The sequence below is a fragment of the Desulfosporosinus meridiei DSM 13257 genome (assembly GCF_000231385.2).
In the GTDB taxonomy this organism is placed as follows: domain Bacteria; phylum Bacillota; class Desulfitobacteriia; order Desulfitobacteriales; family Desulfitobacteriaceae; genus Desulfosporosinus; species Desulfosporosinus meridiei.
The window spans coordinates 1397587-1420936 of the sequence record NC_018515.1 but is presented as its reverse complement, the minus strand read 5'-3'; the positions used below and the strand labels follow the sequence as shown (position 1 = coordinate 1420936).

Below are 23350 nucleotides of genomic sequence, written 5' to 3'. Positions count from 1 at the left end.
GAGGGAATTTTCGGTGGTTCTCTCGTAAAGAATCCCCCTCACTTTAGTGAGAAGGATTCTCTCTTTAATCCAGCTGAGGCGACGCTCTCGAAGGACTACTTCTCAAGCAAAGACCTGAGCTGTTCCTCAATGCCTGTATTAACCACGGCCGTACCGCCGAATAAGGTCATTCCCCTCAACTTCCGGGTCTTTATATACTCGATAAAACTGTTTGACAAACTGCTATCCACTAAAATAATAGGAGCATTGTGCTTAGCGGCATAGACACTTCCCGTTAAGGCATCAGGGAAGTTGTTGCCCGTGGCTAGGCAAAGGCTGCTTCCCGATTCATTGAAGTAGTTTGCTACGGCCAGAGAAGTTTCATAGGCATCTTGTCCTCCGATTCTCACGATCTTTGTTTTATCTAATGAAGTAAGCTCTGCTGCCTGAGCTTCCACCGCCGGGCTGACCACTGCTGTGCCGCCGATAATATAGACTTTGGAGGGCATAATCCTGGCGATGGCTTCCTTAATGTCGCCGCTGAGCCCATCCTGGGGCACCAGGAAAATCGGACTCTGCATTCTTGCCGCGATACTGCTGACCGACAGGGCATCCGGATAACTTTCTCCATAGGCCAAGATAACCGGGGTTCCCGACTTGACTCCCAGGTGCTCCGCGATTTTAAGTGCCGTTTCATAGCGGTCTATTCCGGCGAGACGGGTGATACGGCTGAAACCCCCGGCCTGGATTTTGGCTTCCATATCCCTGCTGACCACCGCTGTACCTCCCAGGATATAGACTTCTCCTGTTAGATTTAAACTGTTATTAAGGTACTCCATGACCTTCTCTTGGTCAGCTTCTTGACTTCCCACTAAGAGTATGGGCGCATTCAATTGGTAGGCCAGAACGCTTCCTGCTAAGGCATCCGGATAATTATCCGCAGTGGCTAAGACAACCTGGTTCAGTTTCCCGGGGAAGGTTGCTTGGGCAATTGCCAAGGCCGTATCCACTTGATTTAAGCCGGCTAACCGGTTGACTCCTGTGCTGGCTTTTATCATTTGAATATCCCATTTGACGAGGTCTTGTTCTACGCTGATGGTGGGACTCTTATACTCTTCATACCCCTCTTTGCCGGCCACCAGGTAGTAATCCGTGGTGGGGTAAACCATGAACCCATAGGCTCCGTTCTCATCACTGATCTGAGGATTTTTGTTGTTGTTGGGCTCAAAATCTTTCAGAACAGGAAGCTCCACCAGGGCTCCCGGGGTTTTGTCTGCAGCTTTATTTCTGGCGGTATCCGCATAGTAAAGGGTCACCTGGGCTCCGGCAATCACTTCGCCGGTTGCTCCGTCTGTGAGAATGCCATAGGGGTCAATCAAGGTGACGGTAAGCTCCGACACATTGCCCTTTTTGTCAATTTTTATGGCCAGAGTGCCCAGGTTAATTTTCTGGCCCTTCCCAAAATCATAACTGATCGTATAGGTGTGGTCTGTGCCCTGTGCCAGGCCGGAGACCTGAAGGGTACCCTTGGCCGAGACGGTGAGGGCAGTCCCATTTTCGCCGACAATTGAAACCTTAGACACATCATCGATTAAGGGAGTGGTTGTGCCATTGGGCTGTTTGACAACGACGAGCTGGTCTGCCGGCATGGTAAGGGTCAGCCGGTTTTTGCTGTCCCGGGTAACCGCAGCGGTTATATTGGCTACGGTGCTGCCGTTACTGCTATTTTTAACGTTTCCGGTAACAGTGGCAGGGGTGGGGGTTGAGGTGGAGCCGCCGCTGCCACCGCCGCCATCGTTACCGCCCGATGAATTCCGTGTCCATTTCGCATAGACTGTCAGGTCTGCTGTCACTGGAGTCGATGCCGTAAAGGCCTGAGCGAAGACTCCATTATCTGTGTACCAGCCGGCAAAAGTGTAGCCTTCTTTGGTTGGAGCTGCCGGTAAGGTTACTGTGGCGTTGGCTGTCACATTGCTGATTGCTGCAACTGGACTGCCGCCGTTGCTGTTGAAGGTCACCGTATGGGTTGCCGAAGCCGCCGTCCACTTGGCATAGACTGTTATACTGCCTGTCACCGGTGTCGATGCCGTAAAGGCCTGAGCGAAGACTCCATTATCTGTGTACCAGCCGGCAAAAGTGTAGCCTTCTTTGGTTGGAGCCACTGGTAAGGTTACTGTGGCGTTAGCGGTCACATTGCTGATTGCTACAACCGGGCTGCCTCCGTTGCTGTCAAAAGTCACCGTATGGGTTGCCGAAGCCGCCGTCCACTTGGCATAGACTGTTAGATTGCCTGTCACCGGTGTCGCTGCCGTAAAGGCCTGAGCGAAGACTCCATTATCTGTGTACCAGCCGGCAAAAGTGTAGCCTTCTTTGGTTGGAGCTGCCGGTAAGGTTACTGTGGCGTTGGCTGTCACATTGCTGATTGCTGCAACCGGACTGCCTCCGTTGCTGTCAAAGGTCACAGTGTAGGCGGGTGCCAGTTTTTGAATTCTATTGTTATTGGTATCGGCCACATAAACGTTGCCGGCACTATCCGCCGCTATGCCATACGGATTGTCAAACTGACCGGCACTGTTCCCGCGGGTTCCCCATTTTGCCAACAAAGTACCTTCAGGAGTGTACTTTCTAATCCAATTGGCGCTGGTGTCTGCAACATAAACATTGCCGGCACTGTCTACGGCAATTCCATGGGGGAATAAAAACTGGCTGTCACCGGCTCCCGGACTCCCCCACTTTAAGACAAATTCGCCATTGGCATCAAACTTTTGCACCCGATTGTTATTGTTATCAAGCACATAGATATTGCCGCTGCTGTCAACGGTTACACCACTTGGGCTGTTAAACTGACCATCACCATTGCCGTAACCGGTTCCCCCCCACGTATATTGGGGCTGGAATGCAGAATCGAACTTCTGCATCCGATGATTCATGGCTTCAACCACATATATGTTGCCGTCACTATCCACCGCGACTCCTGATGGCTTTTTAAATTCTCCTTCGTCTGTACCGGTGCTGCCAAACCCTTGCGGATTTCCCCCCATCGAGTCAAACTTCTGAACGCGATCGTTTTCGACGTCGGCAACGTAAACATTGCCGTTACTGTCCACGGCGATTCCCTTAGGCGAGTTAAACTGACCCAGCTCAGTGCCGAAGCTCCCCCAGGTTGTCATAAACGCACCCGCGGCATTGAATTTTTGAATCCTGTGATTATTACTGTCCGCGACATAGATATTGCCCTCACTGTCCACAGCAATTCCTTGCGGACGATTGAATTCCCCTTGATCCGAACCGTTGCTTCCCCACTTCTTCAGGAAGCTGCCTGATGAGTCAAATTTTTGAATCCGCTTATTCCCGCTATCCACCACATAAACATTACCGCTGCTGTCTGTCGCAACATCTTGCGGGGCGCCAAACTGAACATTCCCCACCCCCTGACTTCCCCACTTAGCCAGAAACTCCCCTTCCGCACTGTACTTTTGAATCTGGTAGTTAAGTGCATCGGCAACATAGATGTATCCCTCTTGATCCACGGTCAAACCCAGCGGAAGGTTCAGTGGGTCGCCGGTACCGCCCGGTCCCCCGATTGCCCCTACATAAACGCCGGCAGAGGTAAATTTATGCACCCGTTGGTCGTTGGCATCAACCACATAGACATAGTCGTGGATATCCACCGCAATATCGGTTAACTGATTAAGCTGGTAATCTCCACTGGCCGGACTAGTCTCCCATTCCAGAATAAAAGCACCATCGGAATCAAATTTTTGAATCCGCTTGTTCGTAGTATCTGCAACATAGATATTCCCGGCGCTGTCCACGGTCACACTTTTGGGATTCCTAAATTGTCCCTCACCGCTGCCGCTGCTGCCAAACTTCATCAAGTATTCCCCTGTGGAACTGAACTTTTGTATCCGATTATTCCCCGTATCAGCGACATAGACATTGTCTTCACTGTCCAGGGCAATATGACCCGGAACATTCATCTGGCCATTTTCATTGCCATAGCTGCCCCATGTGGCCAGAATTTCCCCCATCGAACTTAATTTCTTGATCTGATGCCGATTGGAATCGACAATATAGATATTGCTGCTGCTATCCACCGCTGCAGCTCTTGGAACGTCAAAGAACCATTGTCCGTTGGGAATGATCGGTATAAAGCCGCTGGGTGCCGGAACCGCCGTCCATTTTGCATAAACCGTTATATTTCCGGTTACCGGAGTCGATGAGGTAAACCCATGGGCAAATGCTCCATTGTCGGTGTACCAGCCGGCAAAGGTGAAGCCTGCCTTCGTTGGCGCTGCGGGCAAGGTTACTGTTCCATTGGCCGCAATATCACCGATTGCTGCAACGGTACTGCCGCCATTGCTGTCGAAGGTCACCCTATACCGGATTGGAGCCGTTCCCCCCAGCTTTTGAATTCGGTTGTTGCCGCTGTCCACAACATAAATGCTATTATTGCCGTCAACCATTACAGAACCTGGCATAAGAAACTGGCCGGCATCAACTCCAGGGCTGCCCCATTTTTCAAGGAATTCCCCTGAGGAACTGAACTTTTGTATCCGATAGTTACCGCCATCGGAAACATAGACATTGCCCGCACTGTCCACGGCAATGCCATTGGGGTTTATAAACTGGCCGTCCTCGCTGCCAAAGCTCCCCCACTCTCTCTCAAAACCTTCAGCACTAAACTCCCTGAACTTCTGGACCCGGCTGTTTTGGGTATCAAGCACATAGATATTGCCAGCACTGTCCACAGCTACACTGCCGGGAGCGGCAAACTCGCCGGGGCCGGTACCGGGATCGGTCCCTCCCAGGGTCCCCAGGGAAGCGCCTGAAGAAGCGAATTTTTGCACCCGATGGTTCATCAGCTCAGTGACAAAAATACCGCTGCCATCCGCCGCCAAACCCATTGGCTTATTGATGCTCAAGTCCGTTTCTTCCGAGCTCTCAATGGTTGCTAAGTAACCGCCTGAAGCATCAAACTTCTGAATTCTGTTATTATTCATATCGGCAACATAGACATTGTCGTCTGGATCCACCACAATACCCATGGGCATATCTAACTGGTGATTATCCTTGCCGAAGCTGCCCCAGGTTGTCACAAACGCACCTGTAGAATCAAATTTCTCGATCCGGTTATTAGTCGTATCGGAAACATAGATATTGCCCTCACTGTCCCTGGCGATTCCAAAGGGCAGTGAAAATTCGCCGTCAGCGCTGCCGCCCCTGCCCCATTTTTTCAGGAAGTCGCCTGATGAAGCAAATTTTTGAATTCGGTTGTTCTCACTATCCGCAACATAAATCTGATCCCCACTATCCACCGCAATACTGCAGGGATCGTCAAACTGGTCATCATCCCGGCCTTCGCCTCCCCAGTTCAATAGCAGATTGCCTGAAGCATTGAATTTCAGAATTTGCTTAGTATGAGCATCCACTGCATATACATTTCCGCTGCTGTCCACCGCAACACCTATCGGCTCAATAAGCTGGTCTTCTCCATCTTCATCTTCTTCGCCAAACATCAGCAAAAGATCGCCGGCTGAAGTAAATTGGACGATTCGACCCATGTCGGTATCCGCAACATAAACATTGCCGTCCTTGTCCACAGCGATGTCCGTTGGCTGGCTGAATTGATAATCTCCAGCGGCCTGATTCCACCAATCACTGTCCACTTGCCCTGACGAATCAAACTTTTCAACCCGATTATCGGTTTCATAGGTGACATAGATGTTTCCATCACTGTCCGCCGCAACCCCTCTGGGAGACATAGGGTATTCAGCATTTCCGCTGCTCTCCAGCATCATGATGAAATCACCGGCTGAACTGAACTTCTGAACTCGGTTATTGCCCGAATCCGCAACATAGACATTGCCGTCCCCGTCTACAGCGATGTCCGTTAATTCATCAATTTGACCATTTTCACTGCCCTGAATTCCCCAGGACTCCAGAAGCTCGCCGGTGGAGCTTACTTTGGTGATCTGGTAGGGACTAATATCGCCGGCAGAAGTACCGACGTAAATATCGCTGCCGTCAACAGCTACGGCTTTCGGGGACTCAAAAAACCATTGCTGAGCGGGAATAAACGGCCGGAAAGCTGATGCCGTACCCGCCAGTGCTGCTTTATTCCCTAAAGGAAACAGGGTCAAGGCCAATGCCAAAATCATCAATAGACTTACTGATTTTCTAAACACTCTCACGTTTTAAATCCTCCCCTAATCTTCGCGCTTTTTTTTATAAATTCTATCTTAGACACCCCTGCCTAAATGAACCCTAAATGAAAAGTGCTCCCCAGGACTGTATCAGTCCTGGGGAGCACTTGCTTAAACCCTGATAAATCAACGTTTTTTGACCTTTTATATAAACATAAAACAATTAAACCAAAAATATTTTCAAATTAATAAATTCTCAAGAGCTTTTTACATATTCCATCAAGTTCAGCAGCTTTGGCATAGGCCCATCTATAGCCGCTCCCTTCCATATAACCCCTTTGCTTCAACTGCTCAAGCAAGCGAGTCTCTTCATTGCCAGGGTGCCGTATGCCCCTGACCGCCCCTTCCAGTTGATAGAGATCACAAATAACCTGATCTTTGTTAATCCGGTAATTACCCCGACCGCTTTCCAGGATGTGAGACAGTCCGGCCTCCGTCAATTTTTTGCGCAGCAAATAGGTTGTCGCGTGAAAATTCGTCTGGGCTTTTTCTGAATTATATTCCGGCCAAACCGCATCACTGATCTTTTCCCAGTCAACCGGCACACCCTCTTTGTGAACCAAAAAGGCCAATACTTCCTTGGCCTTGGTGTTTTTCCAGGCCAGTGCCTTCCCCTCCTGGAAAACTTCAAAGTCCCCAAAGCACTGAATAAAAGGTTTGCCCTGATGCTGAACCGCTTTTTTGCTTTTCAAAAGCCGAGTTACCGTTTTACCCAGCCGTTCTTCGGTTAAAGGCTTCATGATATAGTCCATGGCCTGTAATTCAAAAGCCTCAACCGCATATTGATTAAAAGCAGTGACGAAAACAACGTTGATATTCTCATTAAGATCCAGGATCTGCCCGGAAAGCTGAAGACCGTTAACACCCGGCATTTCAATATCCAGAAAAACAGCATCTACCGGATGCTCTTTTATATATGCTAATAATTGTTTACCCGTGTTAAACTGCCCACATAGCTCAAGCTCTTTAAACTCCGCCACAATTCCCCTGAATCGCTCCAGAACATGCATTTCATCATCGACGGCCACAATCCGTATCATAATTACTTATTCACCCCCGGGTTACTCTTTTTCATAAGATTGGCCTGGCGCGCCCGGAAAAGTTCAGTAGCAAGGTCATCCTTGAAAGCGAAACTGCACTCTGGTGCCTTCACCTTCCTGACTGGTCACCTTCAATTCTTCTGTGCAGAAGTGCAGCAACCTGCGCCGGATATTGACCAGACCCACTCCCTGTCTCTGGGCAGAGGAACTATCCCTGTGCCGCAAAGTCTCTAATTGCTGGGGACTGATTCCGATTCCATTGTCCCATACCTCAACCTGGACCATATCTCCTTCCAAGCGAATAGTCAGGCGAACGGTTCCTCCTTCCTCCTGCTTCATCACCCCATGGCGGATGGCATTCTCCACTAAAGGCTGGATGGTCAGGGGCAGGATCTTCTTCTGCAAAGCATTGGGATCTACATCGTACAAAACCGTGAGGCGGTCTCCAAATCTGGCCTTTTCAATTTCTACATAGGCTTCCACCAGCAGGAGTTCGTTCTCTAAAAGCAAGAAGCTATCCGTCCGGGGATCAAAGCAGCGTCTTAAGTAATAGCTCAAATGGGTCATCAGTTTCTCCGCCCGCAGCCCATCTGTCCGGCATAAGTTAATAATGGCATTTAAAGCATTAAACAAAAAGTGAGGCTTGATTTGTGATTGGAGAAAATCCATTTCAGCCTTTAAAGCGGCTTTTACCGACCGCTTCAAGTGCAGGAGGGTTTCGGTTCTGGCCTTTACCTCCAAAGAGTCAAAGGGCTTGATAATAAAATCATTCGCTCCGGCCTTAAAACCTGCTGCGATATCCCCGGGAGAATGCCGGACTGTCAATAAGATAACCGGCAATTCAAACAGGGAAAACTGCTGCCTGATCTCCCGGCAGACCTCATAGCCCGACATTCTGGGCATCATCGCATCCAGCAGGACCAAATCGATATCCGGACGGTTTTTCAACAGATCCAAGGCGTCCCGTCCCTTTGTCGCCCAAAGTACATTATACGGATCATTGGCGAATAAGCGGGCTATGACCTGCAAATTAGCCGGATCGTCATCAACGGCCAGCAGGGTAAATTGGCCCGGGCCGCCTCCCTGGGGCAGCTCCGCCATCCCCCGCAGTTCATCCAGTTCGAATTGACCCAGGGGCCGGAGGGCGGCCGGGGCATGGTCGGAACCTGCCGCCGCCATCGGCAGTGTAAACGCCACCCGGGTTCCCCGCTCCGGCTCGGACCAATCGATATAAATCTCTCCGTTCATCATCTGTAGCAATCTCCGGCAAATGAAAAGCCCTAAGCCGGTCCCGCCATACTCGTAGGGGGAGTGAGCCTGTTGGAAACGCTGAAAAACCGTCTCCCACTCGGATGAGTCAATTCCCACTCCCGTATCCTCGACCATGATTTTTACCCGGTTCTCCAGGACCTGAGCGGAAAGCGCAATCCTACCATCATCAGTAAACTTCATGGCATTGCCCACCAGGTTATGAATGATCTGTTTCAGCCGGTTCTCATCAGCGTAGACGAGAGGCAAATCCTCAGGCACGGCATTGACCAGCCTGATCTTTTTTGCCAGGGTCAAATGCTTCAGCAAATCAAAGACGAGGGAGACGGTCACCCGGACATCCACCGGTGCCGGATGAACGGTTAGCTCATTGCGATTAATCTTATCCAAGTCCAGAATATCATGGACCAAGGCTGACAGCCTTCTGGAAGTGTCCCTGATCAAGGTCAGATTCTGCATATGGTCTGGGCTCAGTTTTTCTTGAGTCTCCAGCATGGAGTGAGACAAATTAATGATCCCATGCAGCGGCGTTTGAAACTCATGGGAGGTCTGGAGCAAAAACTCGTCTTTCTGCTTGTCAGCCTGCTGAAGCTCTGCCGCCATACTTTCTATCGTCTTATAAGCTTCTGAAAATTGGTAGGACATAATGAATGAAACCAGAAAACAGAAGCTCAAAATGGCATAATATCCTATTTTATAGTCGGGAACTACACTGCTCAGATAGAGGGCATAATCGATTAAGCAAAGAAGATAACAGCCTAAGGCCAGGATAAAGAGCCCCATACTTTTCTTATTGAATTCACCGTACCTGCCCCGCCAAAAGGAATAGACCAACAGCCCTATGCTAATGATGTAAGCCGCAATTTGAAAGCAGCTGAAGAACAAGTTGAAGTTGGAATACCACTGGAAGGGGGTGATCAGGACTAAACCACTGTACGCACCCATGACATAAATGATGCTTTTAATAAACCAACGGGGGATCAGCTCTTGGCACATGGTTTTGATGAACAGGGCCATGGGAATCAGGGAGGAGTATAAGGAAACGGCCTGGATCTTATAATAGACTTCCGTAGGCAAGTTAAAATGTTCAATCAGAATCCTGTCCCCGTTGCTGGCAAAAGACCAGGCGATCATAATACAGCTTAAGCCAAAATAGAGCAGTCCTTTTTCCTCTCTGCGGATAATAAATACACCCAGCTGATAACACCCCAGCATCAGCAAAGATACAATTAAACTCACATTGAGCAGGGTCGTATGGGTGGTTAAAGAATGAATGCCTTGAGCGCTTCCGAAATAAATACTATAGGGAATTCCCCCCTGGGTATTTTCAAAGTCGGCGGCATGAATCATAATTTCCGCCCTATCTCCCTGCACCGAAAAAAAGACATTATAGGGTTTATTCTCGCTTTGATAGTCTTTTGGGGATAAGGCGGGCTGACCGCTCCCCCCCACCTTGTCTCCATTCACATAGATGGCGCTGGCCATCCGGATGTTAGAAATTTTCAGCCCATACACCCTGGACGAAGGCATAAGTTTTATCGTCAGGCGATAGGTTGCGGCTCCTTTGGCATTGTCATTCCTGGCTTCCATAGTTTTTCGCCAGAAACCGGGGACTTGAATAAAATTTACTGCTGAAGCAGGTTCTTCTCCCGGTTTCAGCAGCTGATTCCAGTAAAATTCCCATTGTCCGTTCAGGGGAACAACCTGATCTGAGGTAACATCCCAATCCCTCAAATCCAGAACGCCCTGCTGAGACGGCTCCGCTTTGAGGGCTTTTTTATCCGTGGTTTGCAAGAGCCCAAAAAGCAAAAGAAAGCAGCCAAGACTCACTGCAACAAGCGCCATCAGCATTTTTCTCATCCGTAAATCAACTCCATATCGTGCCTTGGCGGGATGGTGCACCACCGTCCCGGTTCTTTCATTTTCTTAGTATTTTCGATGGATTATGACCTTTATCTCTATTTTATTATGCCATAAAACAGATTACGGGAATAGCCACTCCTGCCCCAGATGACAAATTTATTGGCTTGTCCTTCTTTTGCTGCTGCCTCGATCTCTAAGGGCTACAAATACGGCCTTGGCAATGGCTTCCCCCAGGCAGGCGATAACGATTTCTTTCTGGGGCCTCCTTCTCGCCGGAGCAGCACTTACCCTTAGACCAGCAAAAAAATCACTGTATAATAGAATGACTGTGAATAAAGAACTCTTCCTGACTTGGCTGGTATTTTTTCTCCAGGCTTTCCAAACTCTCGTCAAAGCGCCTTGCTTCTTGTTCATCTATCTCAAATACAGGACTTTGATAGTAAACCCATTTTCTTCCGTCCAAGACATCCGGTTTGAGTTCTTTTACCATCATTGCCGCGGGATATGTCCCATTTTCAAGACAGACATTGTACTTTTTGCAACTCTTAAAACCACAGCTTACATAATTATTCGGATTTCCAAATATCACAATCACATCATAATCAAGTGCAGCCGCCTGTTCAAAGGAATACTCCATTAGTTTTTTTCCATACCCTTTTCTCTGATATTCTGGCAAAATGCAAACTGGACCGAAAGTAAGGATGTCTTTTTCTTCCCCAGACTCATCAATTAGTTTTGTTTTCGTATACATGATATTCCCGATGATCTGATTATCAACTTCAATCACCAGATCCAACTCCGCCAGAAAGTCTTTGTGAGATCGCATAACATGAACCAAATAATGTTCATTGCACCCCGGAATATATAAATTCCAAAAAGATTTCCTTGTGATTTCTTCTACTCTCTCATAATCTGTTTCTTCTTCATTCCTAATCTTAATCATTTTAAGTACCATTCCTTTCGCTATGCTTCAAGGCACAAAAATTTATGAAAGCGTCCTCCGCTAAATTTACCAAGACCGATTTTCTGTGCTTTTTGTTTACGCTATCTGCTCAGCAAATTCCTGATTGCAGCAGCAAAATAAGGAAAGATGATCAGAGATCACCTTATCTTAAAATCCCCCAACGCCGGGCCTGAGCTGCTGCCTGAGTGCGGCTTCCCACCCCCAGCTTGCCGAAGATGTTTTTAACATGCCACTTCACAGTCCCCAGAGAGATATATAATTGGGTGGCGATCTCTTCATTGGATAGTCCCTCTGCCACCAACCTTAAAACCTCCAACTCACGCTGGGTCAACGCCTCGATCATCACCGAAGCAGGTAAGGAGGAAATAGGCTTTGGGTCTGAGTGCTTGGGCTGATCGCTAAAATACCCTAAGAGCGGGGTAATGAACTCCGGCTTGGCAACCTGAACAGCGAGCAATAGTTCTCTGACCTCTGATCCTTCCCCCAGAAAAGGACGGATGTATCCTTCCGAAGCCGCAAAGTCTGCCGCTTCTTTCATCAAGCTGATTGCTTCCGCTTGGCGGCCCCAAGCCTGTAAAACTACAGAGGAGAGAACATTTACATAAACTAGTCTGCCCTTTCTTCCTCTTGCCAGGTCAAACTGCCGGAGGTTATTTAATAACTCCAGGGCCTGCTCTAAGCGGCCTATTCTGAATAATATTCTGGCCAAAACCAGATAGAGTATTTCTTTAAAAGAGGTGATGCTGTCCGACGAACTTAAGCCTGAAGATTCCAGCCAGCTCGTTGCCCCGGTCAAATCTCCCTGTTTTAATAATAGATGTGCCTCAAAGGCCTTATATCTATCCCAAATAATCGGGAAAGCTTGGGCATCCGTATTGGCCTTTGCTTCCTCCAGGAGATCCCAGGCAGTCTGAATCTCCCCCAAAGTCCAGTAAATGAGGGCCAGGGTCTGTTCAGCATCACCGCCCAATATTCTGTTTAAGCCTAAGCGGCGGCTGGCCCTGATTCCCTGTTCCAACAAATCTCTGGCTTCCTCCAGGTTGTTGCCTTCGTACTGAAGAATTCCCAGGGGAATATACAATAATTCTGCCATAGGCAAAGGTTTGCCCTGACTGTCTGCATATTCCTGCAAACCAAGCTTACACAGTTTCATGGACTCCCTGCGCTCACCCTGAATCACTAAATTCATAGTGATATCCAGCAAAGCCCCCAGACCGGTAAACATATGCCCGGCCCGGCGCGCAGTGTCATAAGCCCTGTACAGAGTCGCGGTGGACTCCGGCATAGGGTCACTTTTCCTTTGGGCGTGACCTAGGGACAGAAGCGCTATTTCCAGGAAAAAAGGGTCTGAGCCAGCCAGTTTCTCGATAGCCGATAAGGCAATTTCCTTGGTCCGCGGGTCTTCCCGGTAATTAGCGATCCAACCTCTCAGGGCCAGAAGTCTTCCTGCCGTCAGGGGGTCACTGTCTTCCTGTTTTATACCTTCCGTCCTTTGTAAGTAATGGACTGCCTCTTCGCTTTTACCTAGTAGAAATAATGACCATGCTTTGTAACCCACAAATTCCTGATTAGTCTCCACCCGTTCCGCCGGCAGCAAGTTGAGCCATTCGAGAAGAGTGACCATTTCTCCCCTTTGAAATACCTGAGCAGCTTGGGATCTTAGTAAATCGCCGGCCAAATCGTAACTCCCAGCGGCCAGAGCATATTTGATGCCTTCTTCCCCTAGGCCATTGTCGGCAAACCAATGGGCCGCTTGCTGCTGAAGGCAGATTTGTTCCGATTTCCTTAGCTCCGTACGGAGAAACTGGGCAAACAAGTGATGATACCTGTACCAGCGGCCTTCACTGTCCAAAGGAATCAGAAACAAGTTAGCCTGTTCTAACTGAGCAATGATGGTTTTGGCGTTACTCTCACCGGTTAATACATCTCCCAATTCCGCATTGAATCGATCCACCACTGCCGTGCGGGTGAGAAAGTTCTGTATACGAGGATCAATACGCTTAATAACTTCTTCCATGAGAAAATCGATAATATAACGGTGATGACCGCTAAAGCCCTTAATGAATTGGCCTGCCTGTTCCGCAGCCAATCCCCTGAGGGAGAGCGCAGCCAGTTGCAAGCCGGCAATCCAGCCTTCAGTACGAGCTTCAAGGGCTGCAACTTCTTCATCTTTCAGCTTGACACCGGCAGAAGCTGTGAAGAAGTCCATGGACTCCGCCAGATCAAAGCGCAGATCATTCAGACGAATTTCGGTCAGCTGGTTGCGTACCCGTAAACGCGGCAGGGAGAGTGCAGGGTCTTCTCTGGTTATCATTACCAGATGCAAGCCGTAGGGATGATGATCCAATAAAGTCTGAACCGCTTGGAAAATAGTTTCGTTCTTTATCTCCTGAAAATCATCCAAGACAAGCACAAAGGGCTGGGAAGCCGCCAGGATCTCATTGAGGAGGGTAACCGCCACGGCGGAGACCGGCAGCAGGCCCGATCCAGACAACAGCCGAGTAGTCTCTTGTCCGATTTTCAAATCAATAGTTTGCAAGGAGGCAATTAGATAAGAAAAAAACCTCACCGGGTCATTGTCCAGTTCATCCAGGGAAAGCCAGGCTTTAGCCCGGTCAAGTCCCGCAAGCCAATTTGTGACCAAGGTCGTTTTTCCATACCCCGCAGGGGCTGAGATCAAGGCAAAGGGTCTGCCCGTTAAAAGACCTTCATCAAGTCGCTCTAATAGCCTCTTCCGCCCAATTAACCCCGGGCGGGGTTTGGGCACATGAATTTTGGTTTTAAGCAATAGATTTGCCAAGTAAGTAGCCCCTTTACCATTCTCAATTTATTATTCCTTCAATCCTAATATTTCTTACCAACAACCGCTTTTCCTTCACTGACTTATGATAAGGGTAAATTTTTTTCCTCCTCTAGGTCAAATTCGCCCACGTGGGTCTGTTGACAAACTGGGATAAATTTAAATCTATATACCTATCAACAAGTTCTTAACGGGAGATTCATTTGCAGAGCATAATTCAGACTATAAAATAGAGACGAGACAGCCGGCCTTAACGGCGCTGTCCCGTATTTCACCAATCGTTTCAGGTTCAGTGCCATCGCCGAAAAGAGGCATTGCTCTCGAACTTTCTCAATGCCTCGCTTGCGAGTGAACCTTAGATTGTGACATCGCTTTTGAAGAGCAAAATTCCCTTCACAGATCACCTGCCGCTTTCGCATCACATAGCGGTATAGGGCAGTACCGATTAAAGCGTGGTTACGTTCCTGATCCTCTTGATAAAAATCACGTCGGACTTCCTTGTAACCGGCTTTTCCGGTAATACAGCGGCTTTTCTTGGCACAGCATTTACAGTCTTTTGACTGGGATACGTAGTTTTTGCCGACTCTATATCGTACTTTTCTCACGCCGATATAACGCAGCGTGCAGCCGTTTGGACAGATATAACGGTCATTTATTGCATCATAGTTGAAGTCGTCAATACTAAACAGCCCTCTTTCTTTGCGCCAATTGGCATTATGGCCGGTATTCAGATGGATATACCCCCTCATACCAAGCTCATGTAACTCGTGATGGACTGCTACTGTATCATAGCCGCTGTCCAATCCGGCAAAGCGGTAGGCAATCTTTAGTTTTTGCTTCTGAGATGCTATCCGTTTAACACAATAGGGCGCGTCTGTCACATCACCAGGGGTGACATGCACGTCGGTTACGATACCATACTGGATGTCCGAGCTTTGATGGCATAAATAGTGAAAGCCTGCTGGCTTGGGGTGTCTATGCATCCATCCGGCTTCAGGATCGGAGACGGACTTTTTTTTATTTTTACGCTCATGTCGGCGTCTTCTCTTTTTTGCCGGATCTTTTGACCATGTTCGTCATTGAGCTTTTGCCAGTAGTCATCCGGCCCTTCCATGAGAAGCATCGTTTCAGAGTTGCCGTTAGCGGCGTTGGCCTTGATATGAGTGGAATCCATGACCACACATTCACCGCCTATGAGTCCTGCCTCGGCACATTCTTTAACGACCTTATGAAATATCTCCTGAAACACCTCTGAGTCTTTGAATCTACGTCGGCGGTTCTGGGAGAAGATGGAGTGATCCGGAACTTTATCCTCTAAGTCAAGGCCAAGAAACCAGCGATAGGCGTTGTTAACTGTGACTTCTTCCTCAAGCTTCCGTTCGGAATCTATCCCGTACAAGTAGCCAATTAAAAGCATCTTCACCAAAACGACCGGATCAATTGACGGTCTTCCAAGATCGCTGTACAACGGCCTCATGATTTCATAGACAAAACTGAAATCGATCGCCGCGTCCAGTTTCCTTAGAAAATGCCCTTTCGGGACAAGGTCTTCCATAAGTACGCAAAGCATCCGGTTTTGCTTTTTCTTTTGCTCAGTCATCATCAAACATCACCCTACTACATTATACCATTTCGGTGGGTAATACTGTTTACTTTGTCAACAGACCCGCACTGACGAATTTACCCTAAAACAAAACGACCAATTAACATCGGCCGTTTTAGTCCTCACTATGTCACCCGCCTCTGGGTCGAAAAAATACCCTGTCCAGATCCAAGTCCAAACCCGGAAAATCAGGATGGGTGAATTCATCCCCCGATCCCCCGGCAAAGACCAGAGTATAACTTCCATCATTAAATTTAAAAGTTTCCAAGGTGTCAAACACAACTCCTAGCCATTGAGGAGTAAAAAGGATTATTGGTTACTAAAAATTGAACTTAACGAGATTTGAAATTGCCTTTTATCTCGTATGTGCCTATAATAACCCAAGAAGTGGAAATTCTGTCAAGGATGTTAGACTCAATAGTGAAGAATTTAACAAGATAAAGAAGGAGGCTATAGAATGGAGGCGACTGGGAAGCGGTTTCTATATATTGATAACTTGCGATTATTAGTGATAATGCTAGTCATTATCATGCATCTCTCAGGAACTTACAGTGGCTTTGGCAGCTGGTATGTAACAGAGGGAAAGCCCGTAGGTCTAATTTCAACAGTTATATTTGGCTTTTATCAATCATTTACCCAGGGATATTTCATGGGTCTTTTATTTTTGCTTTCCGGTTTTTTTATTCCCGGAGCTTATGATCGCAAAGGATTTTCCAAATATGTCAGAGATCGTTTCATCCGTCTTGGCATTCCGACACTCATCTATATGCTGGCGATAACTCCTTTTATTTTATATGTCCAATTGGATCTTAATTGGGCCAGACCGAAACCGAGTTTTATTTCCTATTATTTTCATTACCTAGGCAACCTACAATTTATCAGAAATTCCGGGCCGATGTGGTTTGCCTTTGCCCTCTTAATATTCTCGGTAATTTATGGTCTTGTCCGTGTTTCTGGGAAAGGTCAAAACACTTCTAGAGAAGAATTAAAACCTAAGTTTAAGCACGAAATTATTCTAATTTTAATCATATCCCTTTGTGCCTTTCTTATCAGATTGATACAACCCATTGGAACCAGTATCTTAGGAATGCAGCTTTGCCATTTCTCTCAGTATGTAATTCTTTTTATCGTGGGTATGCTGGCCTACAGAAATAATCTTTTCTCCAAGCTTGATCCTAAGTCCGGGAAAATGTGGTTATTTTTCGGACTAATACCCGGAACAATCGTCTGGCTCGCAATTATGATTCTCGGCGGCGCAATTCATGGTGATCAAAGTTTTAACGGCGGACTTTCCTGGCAGGCTGCAGCCTACGCCTTATGGGAGTCTTTTGTAGCAGTTTCAATGTCAATCGGACTACTTACTCTTTTTAAGGAAAAATTCAATCACCAAACCAAGCTGGTTAAGATTTTAGCAGACAATTCCTTTGCAGTCTACGTCTTTCATCCCCCAATTATCATTGCCGCCGCACAATTAATTAAACCACTGGCCTGGCTGCCTATTCTTAAATTTGCGCTGCTTTCTCTGATTTGCATACCAGTTTGCTTTGCCTTCACCTACTTTATTGTGAGAAGAATTCCCTTGTTAAAAAAGGTAATGTAAAGTTATAAACTCCAGTGTCAAAACCAGATTTCAAGAACCAAAGGGGTTCAGCCTTTTAAGCTGAACCCCTTTGGTTCTTCCGGAGGACTACCGTCCTCTCCCAAAAAATCTTCTGTTTAGAACATTTCTTTAGTCATTTTTTCAATGGCTTCATTGGTAGAGTCATATACTCCCGGGAATGAACTCCAATTCCCTCCCTGGGTTAAACAAGGGATAAAGTATAACTTTCCGCAATTCCTGCAAGCCCGCTCTACTTCTTTGGCAACTATCTCCGGGGTCCAGGCCGGAAAATCAACGACACCGCTGTCGATATCCCCCATAAAGCTGATTTGACTGCCATATTGCTTGATAAGTTCCGGAGTGTTGTTCGTGGTCATGACCCCTTGCCAGATATCTACTCCCATCTCGATCATAAAGGGAACCAAGTTAGCCGCATAGGAATCACTGTGGTGCACAATCAGCTCCACTCCATTCGCTTTATAAAAAGCGTATATTTTCTTGTAAGCCGGGAGAAAGAACTCTTCGAACATAGCTGGAGAAATGAAGGAGGATTTTTGGCTGCCCCAATCGTCGTGATGGAATATGCAATCCGGATGGATATGATCAATCAAAGCTTTGGCATAAGCCAACTCATGTTCAGTGAGGTAATCAATGAGCTCATGCATAGCTTCCGGCTCCTCATATAAAGCCATCAATGCATCTTCCATGCTCATCAGATGATGGGTCATTTCAAATACACCGGGGGCAACGAACAAGGTTACAAATTCCTCATTGCGATCAACCGTATTGGCATGGGCGATAGCCGCAGCCCAAGCTTCGTCGGAAGTCGGAATAACCGGGGCCTTAACGTATTTTTTCCACTCGGTAATATCCTTCAGTACTTTATGTTCATCATCATGAACCGGGAAACCGCCAAGTTGACCTTCCGGCCATTTGAAGGTTATGCCCCAATCATTTTTAATTGTTTCCCCCGGTTGAGGAAACCTACCGCCGGGAGCTTCCATTATAAAGTGCATAAACTCATATTGCTTGACAAACCGATCGGGATTCCCACCTTTAATCGTCTCCAATAGGTTTTGTTTCTTAGTCAGCATAAATCTTCCTCCTTAAGTAGCTGCTTATTTAATTCTTGGCTAGTTCAACCGCTTTAACAGCCGCACTGCCGGCATCGGGAGCAAAACCGTCTGCCCCGATTGACGCTGCATATTCTGCTGATACAGGCGCACCGCCGACAATAACCTTGTAGCCTGTGACTCCGCTGGCTTTTAGGGCTTGAACGGTTTCCTGCATTTTGGTCATAGTTGTTGTTAAAAGTCCGGAACAGGCCACTATTTTTACGTTCTCATTGTCTTTAACTGCCTCTACAAATTTCGCCGGTGTAACATCTACACCCAGGTCAACCATGTCAAATCCGGCACTTCCGATCATCATGGAAACGAGATTTTTGCCGATGTCATGGAGATCACCTTCAACTGTACCGATAATACATGTCCCTAAAGATGAGGTGCTTTGATCCGCAAACAGCGGCTTTAGCACTTCCACACCCTTAGACATAGCTTTAGCGGCCATCAGCATTTCTGGCACGAATAATTCTCCAGCCGAAAACAGATCACCGACAACACGCATAGAGTCAACCATTCCTTGCAGAATATCTTTGGCAGCATTTCCTTCAGCCAAGGCTTCCTGTACCAGGCCTGGTACGAGTTTGGCTTTTCCTGCCTCTACCATCGCTTTTACTTCATTAATCTTAGACATTGTTAAATTCCTCCTTGATTGTTAATTTTGCAGTAACTTTTTTGCTGTAATCATGAGAGTAAAAACATTATATCTTAGAGTTCACGATGTTGACTAGCTTAAGAGAAGATCACAATTAAGAATTTATTTCATCTTGAATTTATTGGGCAGGGGTTTGCCTTCCTGCTTCCAGAGGCAGGGGTTTTTTGACTGCAAATAGGATTAAGAAAAATACTAAGATAGCTAAATATCCACCTGTCCCGAAATAGTATTGAAATCTCAAGGTAGTAATATGCAGTGGTTCCATAATGGCTGCATAAAAATATCCGGATAGAAATCCGCCCAAATTCATTCCTGACACAATTATAGACATAGCCATAGGAGTCTGGCTGGGATGAACTGAAGCACCGGCGAGCATATAAATTGATGACATACTTAGGGTCAGTCCAACACCCAAACACGCTTCCCCGATTATAAACAAAGTTACGCTTTGACTGAAAGAAAAAATCACTTGGGAAACTATAAAAAAGACTAGTCCTATACTAAGGGTCTGACGACCAAATTTTTGATAAACATTGCCGAATATTGCTCCCGCCGCCATTCCTCCTACCGTCATAAACATTAGAACTACTCCGGCAACTGCAGCATTAGCTTTGATGGTCAAAAGTACCGAAGACATATTGGTCAGGGATGGATAGTCCAAAATTGTAACTATTCCAAATAATAAGCTCCAGCCAAAAACTGAGCCGGGCATTTTAAGTTTTTCCTTTGCCACACCATCAGTACCTGCAGGGATTTCTTGCTTTTGAGGTTCCGGCAGGAAAACCAATACTATTATAAATGTAATTATACCAAGAGCATGGGCTAAGAAGCTATAATTCCAGCCAATTGAAGCCAGAACACCGCCCAGCAATTGGAGCACAATTCCCCCAATGTTCATGACAACGCTATTGATTCCCATGACGCTGGCCTGCTTATCTTCCGGTACAAGATTAAAAATTAAAGCACTGTTCAGGGGCATAATAAGTCCCAGTCCCAAGCCAAAAAGACCTCTAGCCAACAATATTTGGTTAAAATCCTGCAAATAGTAGGGAATTGCCCCTGCGATACTGAACACTAAGGTTGCAAACAGCGCTAATGTCCTATATTTAACAGACTTTCCGGCAACACTTCCTCCCAGGATTGATACGGGGATAGATACTAGGGCAGGAATCGTGGAGACCAGCAACAGGGTACTAAAACTTATGGCAGGGAATGCGCCGCCAATCGTCGCTATGGCCGGGGTAATAGTACCGATACCCATAGCTAGAAAACCAAAGGAGAAGATGGCCAATAATACTAAAGACTGTCTTTTCTCGCTCATAATATCTTCCTTCCTATACAAATATTGATAAGTCCTTGATTTTCATTGGTGCGTGGTTTAAGCCAATCGATTTACTATTTAAACATCACTCCCCCCTTTTGGAATAAAATCCAGCAGCACGAATAAAATTTGTATATACATACAGATGTATATATATCTATATATTCATAATAATACGAAAAAGAAGCTTTTTCAACCACTACATTAGCTAGTTGAATAAATTCTCAAATAATTACGAACTTAAGTCCCTACTAAAAAAGACCTCCTGCGAAGGAAGTCTTTTTCTATCTGGCTCATGGCTAATTTGACCAAACTTATAAGAAGGGTAACTTTACTCCTACACATAAGTCCAGTCGATTTGGTGAAAATATATCCGATTTGTAAAAATTGGAGGTGATTATTATGCAACAACTAGATTCAACGTTGCATGAAACTATGGAACTACATGAACTCTTAAATTTCAAGACAATCTGTATGACTACCTCAAAAATGGTGCAAGGAGTAGTCTTTGATCAAGATTTAAAAGCATTACTTGAAAAAGATGTCCAACAATCTAGGCAAGCAATAACTGTCTTACAAGGACTATTAATTAAAACTCAACCACAATGATTGGAGGGGAATCCAGCGATGAGTTATGAAAAGAAACCCATCAACGCTCTCAAAGGACCTATGAATAAGGATTATTTGGAGATTGAAAACTCGGAAGGAATGCCCGGGCTTGTGGATTCGACCATTGCTCTTAGTTTTCTACTGAATGCCAAAAGTGGAATAAAAAATTGTGCCACTGCCTTAACCGAAATCGCAGATCCAGAGGCAAGAAAAGAAATACGCAATATGTTAAACGCTCAAATCGACCTGCACGCTCAAATTTCAGAACTTATGATGAACAAAGGGTGGTTTCATCCATACCAAGTAGCTGAACAATTCAAATTAGACTTGGTGTCCGCTCAGGCGGCAGTTCAAATCTCCAATCTGCAGCTCTTTCCCGGTAATACAAGCAGGCTAGGTACATTTGCAACCCCAAACTATTAAGTTAGGAGGTAAACAAACTAATGAAGGCTGTAACCTTTCAAGGTATTAAAAATGTCGAGGTCAAGGATGTTCCAGACCCCACAATTCATAAACCGGACGACATCATTGTTAAAATTACAACTACCGCGATCTGCGGCTCAGACTTGCACCTAATTCATGATATGATCCCAAACCTCCCTAAAAACTATATTATCGGACATGAGCCCATGGGTGTCGTTGAGGAAGTAGGCCCGGAAGTAACCAAGCTCAAAAAGGGGGATCGAGTTATCATTCCCTTTAATGTCAGTTGTGGGGAATGCTTTTTTTGCAAACACGATCTGACAAGTCAATGCGATAACTCAAACCCTCATGGGAATATGGGAGCCTTTTTTGGGTATTCCGAAACTGCCGGCGGGTACCCCGGAGGCCAAGCCGAATATATGAGAGTTCCTTACGGAAACTTTACCCCCTTTAAAATCCCAGAGGACAGTGAGGTAGAAGATGAAAAACTGGTTTTACTGTCTGATGCCATGTCAACTGCTTATTGGAGTGTAGAAAACGCAGGGGTCAAAAACGGGGATACGGTAATTGTCTTAGGCTGCGGGCCGGTGGGGCTTTTGGCCCAAAAATTCTGTTGGCTTATGGGAGCTAAAAGAGTTATTGCTGTTGATTACATAGATTACCGCTTAACTCATGCCAACCGGTATAACAACGTAGAGACTGTCAATTTTGAGCAATATGATAACACGGGAGACTATCTATATGAAATGACTCAAGGTGGCGCAGATATTGTGATTGACTGTGTCGGCATGGATGGCAAGATGACACCCCTTGAATTCCTGGCCTCCGGTCTGAAGCTTCAAGGAGGAGCTTTGGGTAGTTTAGTTATGGCTAGTCAGGCAGTTCGCAAAGGAGGAATGATTCAAGTAACCGGAATCTATGGTTCCAGATATAACGGTTTCCCACTTGGAGATTTGATGAATCGCAATATTAATTTGAGATTGGGGCAAGCTCCTGTCATTCCTTATATGCCACGTCTTTATCAGCTCCTTGCCGATAAAAAGTTTGATCCCAGCGATATCATTACCCATAGATTACCCTTGGATCAAGCAAAGCATGGCTACGAAGTTTTTGATACCAAAACAGATGATTGCATTAAAGTTGTACTTCATCCCGGACTTCACTAAAGCATCAGTATTGTCTTTATGAAGGATAGACTATATCCTCGCTAAACTATAAAGAGGTGAAAAAATTGCTAGAAGGAAAAAGAATATCACCCCATGAGACCTTTGAGCTTCATGAAATCCTATCATTTAAAAATGTATGTGCTACAAAAGCATCAGCAATGGCCGGCTTAGTTTCAGACGAAGAGTTAACTACCCTCTTGCAGCAAGACTTTACCACTTCACAAGAACATATAGCCGAACTAAAAGACTTAATCCAATCATCAGAGCTCTGGGAGAAAAATCAGCTTCCTAACAATCATTAAACCTTAAAAAAAACCAGAAAGAAGGCGGATAAACTATGGGACTTCTGCAAAATTTAGCAGGCATGGGAGATATGACCGAGCAGGTAATCGCCACAGACTTTTTAATTTCTGCTAAAGCGGGTGTTCGAAATTATGCCATGGCAATCTCTGAAACCGCAACACCGGAAGTAAGGGAGGTTCTTCGCAGACATTTGGATGTGGCTATCGATACCCATGAAAAAATATTCAATTATATGACGAAAAAGGGTTATTACCATGCTAATAACCCTCAAGAGCAATTAATCGTTGATACAGAGGCAGCCGATACTGTGTTAGGGATCCAGTAAGCAATTGGAAACTCGTGACAATTAATATATCAAGGCCATGTTTTACCTCTGAACGTCTTTACTTTAACTGAATGGTTTTGCTTTGCTTTTTATCCCAGTCATT

Annotated in this window: 15 protein-coding genes and 1 pseudogene; 6 read left to right on the top strand and 10 right to left on the bottom strand. The window is 46.2% G+C overall.

What is annotated here, in order from left to right:
• Nucleotides 1–95 precede the first annotated feature (95 nt).
• The 7 genes and pseudogenes from DESMER_RS06505 to DESMER_RS23730 all read right to left on the bottom strand — a co-directional run bounded on the left by DESMER_RS06505 (nucleotide 96) and on the right by DESMER_RS23730 (nucleotide 15992).
• Entirely contained in the window at nucleotides 96–6173 is a 6078-nt protein-coding gene (locus tag DESMER_RS06505; protein WP_014902273.1) for an InlB B-repeat-containing protein, read from the bottom strand.
• A 197-nt stretch (nucleotides 6174–6370) separates the two neighbouring features.
• Nucleotides 6371–7225, bottom strand: coding sequence for a response regulator (locus tag DESMER_RS06500; protein ID WP_014902272.1), 855 nt, complete (start codon nucleotides 7223–7225; stop codon nucleotides 6371–6373).
• A gap of 75 nt (nucleotides 7226–7300) precedes the next feature.
• Nucleotides 7301–10354, bottom strand: coding sequence for a hybrid sensor histidine kinase/response regulator (locus tag DESMER_RS06495; RefSeq protein WP_042333457.1), 3054 nt, complete (start codon nucleotides 10352–10354; stop codon nucleotides 7301–7303).
• A 310-nt stretch (nucleotides 10355–10664) separates the two neighbouring features.
• Complete coding sequence (locus DESMER_RS06490; protein WP_014902270.1) at nucleotides 10665–11300, bottom strand: GNAT family N-acetyltransferase; 636 nt, start codon at nucleotides 11298–11300, stop codon at nucleotides 10665–10667.
• Nucleotides 11301–11463: 163 nt separating this feature from the next.
• Nucleotides 11464–14121 (bottom strand): winged helix-turn-helix domain-containing protein, encoded by a 2658-nt coding sequence (locus tag DESMER_RS06485; protein WP_014902269.1) that lies wholly within the window; start codon nucleotides 14119–14121, stop codon nucleotides 11464–11466.
• Nucleotides 14122–14297: 176 nt separating this feature from the next.
• Nucleotides 14298–15724, bottom strand: a pseudogene (locus DESMER_RS24895) (IS1182 family transposase).
• A 130-nt stretch (nucleotides 15725–15854) separates the two neighbouring features.
• On the bottom strand, nucleotides 15855–15992 hold the full coding sequence (locus DESMER_RS23730; RefSeq protein ID WP_158405958.1) for a hypothetical protein: 138 nt from the start codon (nucleotides 15990–15992) through the stop codon (nucleotides 15855–15857).
• Nucleotides 15993–16181: 189 nt separating this feature from the next.
• On the opposite strand from DESMER_RS23730, the gene DESMER_RS06475 reads away from it, so the two are divergent.
• Nucleotides 16182–17324: an acyltransferase family protein gene (locus DESMER_RS06475; protein ID WP_014902268.1), complete on the top strand. Its 1143-nt coding sequence runs from the start codon at nucleotides 16182–16184 to the stop codon at nucleotides 17322–17324.
• A 116-nt stretch (nucleotides 17325–17440) separates the two neighbouring features.
• On the opposite strand, the gene DESMER_RS06470 is transcribed toward DESMER_RS06475, so the two are convergent.
• The 3 genes from DESMER_RS06470 to DESMER_RS06460 form a co-directional block, all read right to left on the bottom strand.
• Nucleotides 17441–18418: a uroporphyrinogen decarboxylase family protein gene (locus tag DESMER_RS06470; protein ID WP_014902267.1), complete on the bottom strand. Its 978-nt coding sequence runs from the start codon at nucleotides 18416–18418 to the stop codon at nucleotides 17441–17443.
• Between the two features lie 28 nt (nucleotides 18419–18446).
• Nucleotides 18447–19079 (bottom strand): corrinoid protein, encoded by a 633-nt coding sequence (locus tag DESMER_RS06465; protein WP_014902266.1) that lies wholly within the window; start codon nucleotides 19077–19079, stop codon nucleotides 18447–18449.
• A 139-nt stretch (nucleotides 19080–19218) separates the two neighbouring features.
• Complete coding sequence (locus DESMER_RS06460; protein WP_014902265.1) at nucleotides 19219–20421, bottom strand: MFS transporter; 1203 nt, start codon at nucleotides 20419–20421, stop codon at nucleotides 19219–19221.
• A gap of 402 nt (nucleotides 20422–20823) precedes the next feature.
• On the opposite strand from DESMER_RS06460, the gene DESMER_RS06455 reads away from it, so the two are divergent.
• The 5 genes from DESMER_RS06455 (at nucleotide 20824) to DESMER_RS06435 (ending at nucleotide 23247) form a co-directional block, all read left to right on the top strand.
• On the top strand, nucleotides 20824–21030 hold the full coding sequence (locus tag DESMER_RS06455; RefSeq protein WP_014902264.1) for a hypothetical protein: 207 nt from the start codon (nucleotides 20824–20826) through the stop codon (nucleotides 21028–21030).
• An 18-nt stretch (nucleotides 21031–21048) separates the two neighbouring features.
• Complete coding sequence (locus DESMER_RS06450) at nucleotides 21049–21453, top strand: spore coat protein (RefSeq protein ID WP_014902263.1); 405 nt, start codon at nucleotides 21049–21051, stop codon at nucleotides 21451–21453.
• A gap of 20 nt (nucleotides 21454–21473) precedes the next feature.
• Nucleotides 21474–22619, top strand: coding sequence for a zinc-dependent alcohol dehydrogenase (locus DESMER_RS06445; RefSeq protein WP_014902262.1), 1146 nt, complete (start codon nucleotides 21474–21476; stop codon nucleotides 22617–22619).
• 65 nt (nucleotides 22620–22684) lie between these two features.
• Nucleotides 22685–22921 carry a hypothetical protein gene (locus DESMER_RS06440; RefSeq protein WP_014902261.1) on the top strand — a complete coding sequence of 79 codons (237 nt, stop codon included), beginning with the start codon at nucleotides 22685–22687 and terminating at the stop codon, nucleotides 22919–22921.
• A 35-nt stretch (nucleotides 22922–22956) separates the two neighbouring features.
• On the top strand, nucleotides 22957–23247 hold the full coding sequence (locus DESMER_RS06435; RefSeq protein ID WP_014902260.1) for a spore coat protein: 291 nt from the start codon (nucleotides 22957–22959) through the stop codon (nucleotides 23245–23247).
• Nucleotides 23248–23350 lie beyond the last annotated feature (103 nt).

Excerpts from the sequence above, each read along its gene's own strand:
- DESMER_RS06500 (WP_014902272.1), bottom strand. The coding sequence starts at position 7,225 with ATGATACGGATTGTGGCCGTCGATGATGAAATGCATGTTCTGGAGCGA.
- DESMER_RS06495 (WP_042333457.1), bottom strand. The coding sequence starts at position 10,354 with ATGAGAAAAATGCTGATGGCGCTTGTTGCAGTGAGTCTTGGCTGCTTT.
- DESMER_RS06490 (WP_014902270.1), bottom strand. The coding sequence starts at position 11,300 with ATGATTAAGATTAGGAATGAAGAAGAAACAGATTATGAGAGAGTAGAA.
- DESMER_RS06475 (WP_014902268.1), top strand. The coding sequence starts at position 16,182 with ATGGAGGCGACTGGGAAGCGGTTTCTATATATTGATAACTTGCGATTA.
- DESMER_RS06470 (WP_014902267.1), bottom strand. The coding sequence starts at position 18,418 with ATGCTGACTAAGAAACAAAACCTATTGGAGACGATTAAAGGTGGGAAT.
- DESMER_RS06465 (WP_014902266.1), bottom strand. The coding sequence starts at position 19,079 with ATGTCTAAGATTAATGAAGTAAAAGCGATGGTAGAGGCAGGAAAAGCC.
- DESMER_RS06460 (WP_014902265.1), bottom strand. The coding sequence starts at position 20,421 with ATGAGCGAGAAAAGACAGTCTTTAGTATTATTGGCCATCTTCTCCTTT.
- DESMER_RS06455 (WP_014902264.1), top strand. The coding sequence starts at position 20,824 with ATGCAACAACTAGATTCAACGTTGCATGAAACTATGGAACTACATGAA.
- DESMER_RS06450 (WP_014902263.1), top strand. The coding sequence starts at position 21,049 with ATGAGTTATGAAAAGAAACCCATCAACGCTCTCAAAGGACCTATGAAT.
- DESMER_RS06445 (WP_014902262.1), top strand. The coding sequence starts at position 21,474 with ATGAAGGCTGTAACCTTTCAAGGTATTAAAAATGTCGAGGTCAAGGAT.
- DESMER_RS06435 (WP_014902260.1), top strand. The coding sequence starts at position 22,957 with ATGGGACTTCTGCAAAATTTAGCAGGCATGGGAGATATGACCGAGCAG.